Genomic DNA, 5,103 nt, shown 5'->3' with positions numbered 1-5,103 from the left:
CTCCGAGGCCTACGCCGTGCTGTCCAACGCCGAGAAGCGCAAGCAGTACGACGAGCAGCGCACCCTGTTCGGCCAGTTCAAGGGTGGCTTCGGTGGCGGTGGCTTCGGCCAGCCCGGAGGCACCTACGGCGGCGGCGGGACCACCGCCGACTTCGACCTGAGCGACCTGCTGGGCGGCATCTTCGGCGGTGGCGGGTCGCGCGGCGGCCGACGTCGTCAGCCGCAGGGCCGCCGGGGCGACGACCTCGAGACCGAGGCCACCATCACCTTCGCCCAGGCGGTCGAGGGCGCCACGCTCCCGCTGCGCATGACCAGCGACGAGGCGTGCCCCACGTGCCACGGCACGGGCGCCAAGCCCGGCACCGTGCCCAAGGTGTGCACCAAGTGCCAGGGCAGCGGCATGCAGACCGGCGCGTCGGGCGGCGTGTTCGCCATGACCGAGCCGTGCTCGCAGTGCCGCGGCCGTGGTCTCGTCGTGGAGCACGAGTGCTCCACCTGTCGCGGCAGCGGTCGCGCGCCGTCGAGCCGCACCCTGCAGGTGCGGGTGCCGGCCGGCGTGAAGGACGGCCAGAAGATCCGCCTGAAGGGCAAGGGCGGTCGCGGCGAGGGCGGCGCCCCCGACGGCGACCTGTTCCTCGTCGTGCACGTGGAGCCGCACACCATGTTCGGCCGCAAGGGCGACAACCTGACGATCACGGTCCCGGTCGCGTTCGACGAGGCCGTGCTCGGCGCGCAGATCAGCGTGCCGACGCTCGACGGCCCGCCCGTGCGCCTGAAGGTGCCCGCGGGCACGCCCACCGGTCGCACGTTCCGCGCCAAGGGCAAGGGCGCGACCACCAAGGCCGGCACCCGCGGCGACCTCCTGGTCACCGTCGAGGTGCAGGTCCCCACCGACCTCGACGACGCTCAGCGCGCGGCGGTCGAGGCCCTGCGTGAGGCGCGCGGCACCGTCACCCCGCGTGACGGCCTGTTCGAGGAGGTGCCCAGCTCATGACGGGAAGCCCGTTCGTCCCACCCGGACCCGAGGCGAAGGTCTTCGTCATCAGCGTCGCGGCAGAGCTCTCGGGCCTGCACCCGCAGACCTTGCGCACGTACGACCGGCTCGGCATCGTCGAGGCCGGCCGCACCGGCGGCGGCGGCCGCCGCTACTCGCTGCGCGACATCGAGCTGCTGCGCACCGTCGCCCAGCTGAGCGCCGAGGGTCTCGGGCTCGAGGGCGTCAAGCGGGTCATCGCCCTGGAGAACCAGGTGATGGCGCTCCAGCAGAAGGTGGCCGAGCTGCAGACCGAGCTCGCCGCGGCGCACCACGCGCTCGGCACCGTGCAGAACCTGCCGGTGCTGGCGCAGCAGGCGCAGATCTCGATCTGGCGCCGCCCCGCTCGCTGAGCGGTCGGGTCAGCGGGTCTCGCGCTCCCACCGGGGGACGGCCGCGCGGAGCGCGATCAGCAGCTCGAGACGGACGTCGGGGTCGGTGAGCGGGTCGCCGAGCAGACGCTTGGCGGTGCCCAGCCGCGTGTGCACCGTCTGGGCCGGCACGCCCATGAGGCGGGCGACCTCGTTGGCCGGGCGGCCGTGCTCCAGCCAGGTGAGCAGGGTGCTCGCGAGGGAGCTCCGACGCGACGCGGGCAGGTCCGCCAACGCGGCCAGCCGCCGGTCGACGAGCAGGTCGACGAGCACCGGCGACGACGCCACGACGAGCCGGGCGAGCACGTCGACCGACGCAGTGACTGGCCTCCCGGGCTCGGCGACGGCGGCCGTGGCGCGGGCCAGCCGGACCGCCTCGGGCAGTGAGACGAGGTCGACCGACGGTCCCCGGGCGATGTCGGCGCCGGCGAGCGTGCGGACGCGGTCGTCGGACCACGCCGCCGGCGCGGCTGCCTCCTCGGGTCGAGGGGCGGCGAGGACGTCGTCGTGTCCGCGCAGCTCGGCGTCGAGGACCGCGCCCGAGGCCGTCGCGACGACGGGAGTCAGGCGGGCGTTCGGGTCGATCCCGCAGGCGATGGCCAGGCCGCGCAGGCCCGGTCCGTCGGACCCGCCGAAGAGCGCCGAGGTGAGGGCTCGCCGACGGTGGGCCGGGCTGAGGGCGTGGAGGCGCAGCACCGCCTGCATGCCCCGGCGGACGTGGCCGACGATGCGCAGCAGCAGCTCCTGCACGGCACGCGACAACGTCTCGACGTCGGGAAGGTCCTGCTCGCGGACCACGGCCGGGATGACGTGTCGCCGCAGGCCACGTCCGACGGCCTGGACGATGGCGGTCAGCTCGTCGTCGGTCATCCCGGCCTGGGCCTGGGTCTCGCCGAAGTGGAGGCAGCGCGCCGCGACACTGCGACCGGCGGTCACCGGGTCGCCGCCGTGCGTGACGAAGGCGTCGGCGCAGGCGAGCGCGAGGTCCACCCACGCGTCGGTCGCGCGCGGGACGGAGCTGCGCACCAGCTTCTCGAGCCGGCCGCGCAACCCCGCCCCGTCAGGGAGGCCACTCGACGGGTGGTGCGGGAGGGAGGGTCGCACCGCTCCCGTCGACGCCATGGCTGCACCGTCACAGCGGTAGATGCACCGCGTCAACGCACGACGGCACCGGTGCCGCGAACGCGGCCGATTCTTGTCACGCGCATGACAAGACCCGTCGAGGTTCAGCCGCCTGCCACGACCACGGTGGCGGCGACGCCGACGCCGGCGGCGATGCCGGCCAGACCGGGACCGAGCAGCCCTGCGGCCGCGACCGCGCCGGCCAGCACGCTCCAGGCCAGGGCGACGGACTGACCACGACGAGCCGACCCGACCGCGCCGCGGGCGGCCCCCACGGCCCGCGACACCCGGCCGACGTCGAGGTCGGCCAGACCCAGGTCGGACGTGAGGGTCGAGCCGGTGCTCACGTGCAGCACCCGTCGACCGGCGTCCGTCCACGCGGCGACGGTGGCGCGCTGGCCGTCGGCGTCCAGGTCGCCGGCGGCGTCTTCGATGCCCACCTGTGCGGCCACCTCGCGCGTGCGGGCGTCGGTGTCAGGGGATCGGAGGGCGACCTCGAGGCCGAGGTCGCGCAGGGCCTGGACGCCCTCGGTGGCGTCGGCCCGGACGTCGTCACCCACGGTCAGCGTGCCGAGGACGCGTGCGTCGACCTCGACGCCCACGGTGGTCCAGACGCCCCCCTGGGCCGGCAGGCCGAGCCAGGGCAGATCACCGACGCGCACGGGGTGTCGGTCGACCCGGCCCGACACGCCGACGTCGCCGTGGCGCTGGAGCTCGGTGACCCGACCGCGACCGGAGAGTCGCGAGACGGCGCGTGCCACACGCCCCTCCTGCTCGTGCTCGAGGGCGCCGGCGAACCAGCGCAGGTTGCGCTCGTGGTCGGGCTCCACGGGATCGATCGAGGTCACCCGCAGGGCACCGGTGGTCACGGTGCCGTCCTTGTCGAGGAGGGCGACGTCGGCGGCCGCCACCTGGGGAAGCGCCGCCGGGTGAGGGAAGGTGACGTCGTGCGGGGCCATGCGGCGGCGCGCGACCCGCAGGGCCGCCGGCCCGGCAGCGAGCAGACCGGCCGGTCCGGCGGACACGAGCACGAGGGCGGCGACCTGGAGACCACGACCGGGCGTCTCGACCACCGCCCAGACCGCGGCGGCCACCGTGGCCGCGGTGACGACGGACAGGACGAACCAGGCGGGTGCGTCCACGATGCTCTCGTCACCTCGCCACAGCGACACGAGGCTGAGCAGCGCTGCGGAGGCGACGACGGCGATCGCCGTGGTGGGCCGCTCCTCGGCCAGCGCCTCGTACAGGGTGACGACGAGCGCGACGACCAGGCCGAGGCTGCCGAGCGTGGCAGCCCCGGGTCGCCGCCTCGCCAGCTCGGCCAGGGACCGCTGGTGCACGGGCGCGGCCAGGACGAAGGCGAGGGCGGCGACCCCGACGAGCGTCCACGGCCAGCCCTGGAAGCGCAGGTCAGGGACCGTGGAGACGCCGACCGTGCCTGCGGTCAGCACCAGGCCGACGGCGAACGTGAGCACCAGGCAACGACGTGACGCCTGCGCGGAGAACGAGGCGGCTGCCGCGTGCGCGGTCACGACGCGTCCTCCGCCCGGAACCGCTCGAAGTCGCTCTGGTCGCCGGCCTTCCACAGCGGCACGCTGGCCTTGAGGAGCATGGTCAGCTGCACGAGGAACTCGGTGTCGTGCATGGCCTCGCCGAACAGCTCGTTGATGCGCTTCCAGCGGTAGCGGACGGTCTGGGGGTGGACGCCGAGGCGGGCGGCGATCGCAGGCGCGCTGTCGCGGGTCTCGAGCCAGACGAGCAGGGTCTCGGAGAGGATCTCGCGGGAGTTGGGGGTCTCCGCGAAGAGGGGACGGAGCAGCTCCTGGCCCAGCTGCTGGCGCAGGGTCGGCTCGGCGTGCAGCCAGATCTGGGTGCGATGCTCCCGGCAGTCGACCACCTGCGCGTCGGGGACGACGCCGCGGCGCACGAGGTCGAGCGCACGCCGAGCCCACCGGAACGCCGACGGGACCTCCGAGGGATCGACCTCCCAGCCCACGGCCACGCGCGTGACGCCGGCGTCCACCAGGGCGCTGGTCATGCAGGCGCGGTCGGCGGAGTCGACCATCGCCACGACGGTCTCGTCGTGACGCACCAGGAGGGCGCGCTGCGCCAGGACCGTCAGGTCGGGACGCTCGCCACCGAGCTCGGCGACGGCGAGCACGATGGAGGCCGGGATGGGCCAGACCTCGTCGGTCCCGGGCTGGACGGTCCCGGTGAGCAGCTGCTCGGCCAGCGCCGCACGGGCGCGGTTCGGGTCGGCGGCCCGCTGTCGACGCGCCTCCTCGTGCCCGGCCTCGACCTGTCGCTGCAGGTGGCCGACGAACGCCAGCAGCCCGTCGGAGACGAGGGCCGACGTCGTCCCGTCCTCGGCCAGCTCCTGGAAGCGTGCCCAGCCGATGCGCACGGCGACGGCCAGCCCGACCTGGAACTCGTCGAGCGTCCGCTCCGCCCGGGCCTCTCGCCGCCCGAGGGAGCGGAAGACGTCGTCCACGCCCCGGTCGCGGTGGGGGGCGCCGTCGAGCTCGTCCAGGAAGCGGTGCAGTGCGGTCGAGACGGCCTCGGCGGCCACGGCGCGGC

Annotated in this window: 5 protein-coding genes; 2 read left to right on the top strand and 3 right to left on the bottom strand. The window is 74.9% G+C overall.

Annotated elements, in window-relative coordinates; translation table 11 throughout:
• Both ASF38_RS04215 and ASF38_RS04210 read left to right on the top strand, forming a co-directional pair.
• The coding region (locus tag ASF38_RS04215) for a DnaJ C-terminal domain-containing protein (RefSeq protein WP_235497385.1) at window positions 1–994 on the top strand (994 nt) is incomplete at its 5' end.
• Entirely contained in the window at window positions 991–1,386 is a 396-nt protein-coding gene (locus tag ASF38_RS04210) for a heat shock protein transcriptional repressor HspR (protein WP_055962855.1), read from the top strand. The genes ASF38_RS04215 and ASF38_RS04210, both read left to right, overlap by 4 nt.
• Window positions 1,387–1,395: 9 nt before the next feature.
• Here the strand turns inward: ASF38_RS04210 and ASF38_RS04205 are convergent, their stop codons facing one another.
• From ASF38_RS04205 to ASF38_RS19640, 3 genes are all read right to left on the bottom strand, one after another.
• Entirely contained in the window at window positions 1,396–2,526 is a 1,131-nt protein-coding gene (locus ASF38_RS04205; RefSeq protein ID WP_156366778.1) for a helix-turn-helix domain-containing protein, read from the bottom strand.
• Between the two features lie 104 nt (window positions 2,527–2,630).
• Window positions 2,631–4,058: an HAD family hydrolase gene (locus ASF38_RS04200; protein ID WP_056573855.1), complete on the bottom strand. Its 1,428-nt coding sequence runs from the start codon at window positions 4,056–4,058 to the stop codon at window positions 2,631–2,633.
• Window positions 4,055–4,564, bottom strand: coding sequence for a helix-turn-helix domain-containing protein (locus ASF38_RS19640; protein ID WP_369815167.1), 510 nt, complete (start codon window positions 4,562–4,564; stop codon window positions 4,055–4,057). The genes ASF38_RS04200 and ASF38_RS19640 overlap by 4 nt, the downstream gene beginning before the upstream one ends.
• Between the last annotated feature and the right edge of the window lie 539 nt (window positions 4,565–5,103).

Source organism: Aeromicrobium sp. Leaf272, from assembly GCF_001422865.1.
GTDB lineage: Bacteria > Actinomycetota > Actinomycetes > Propionibacteriales > Nocardioidaceae > Aeromicrobium.
This window is presented reverse-complemented; position numbering and strand designations above follow the sequence as displayed.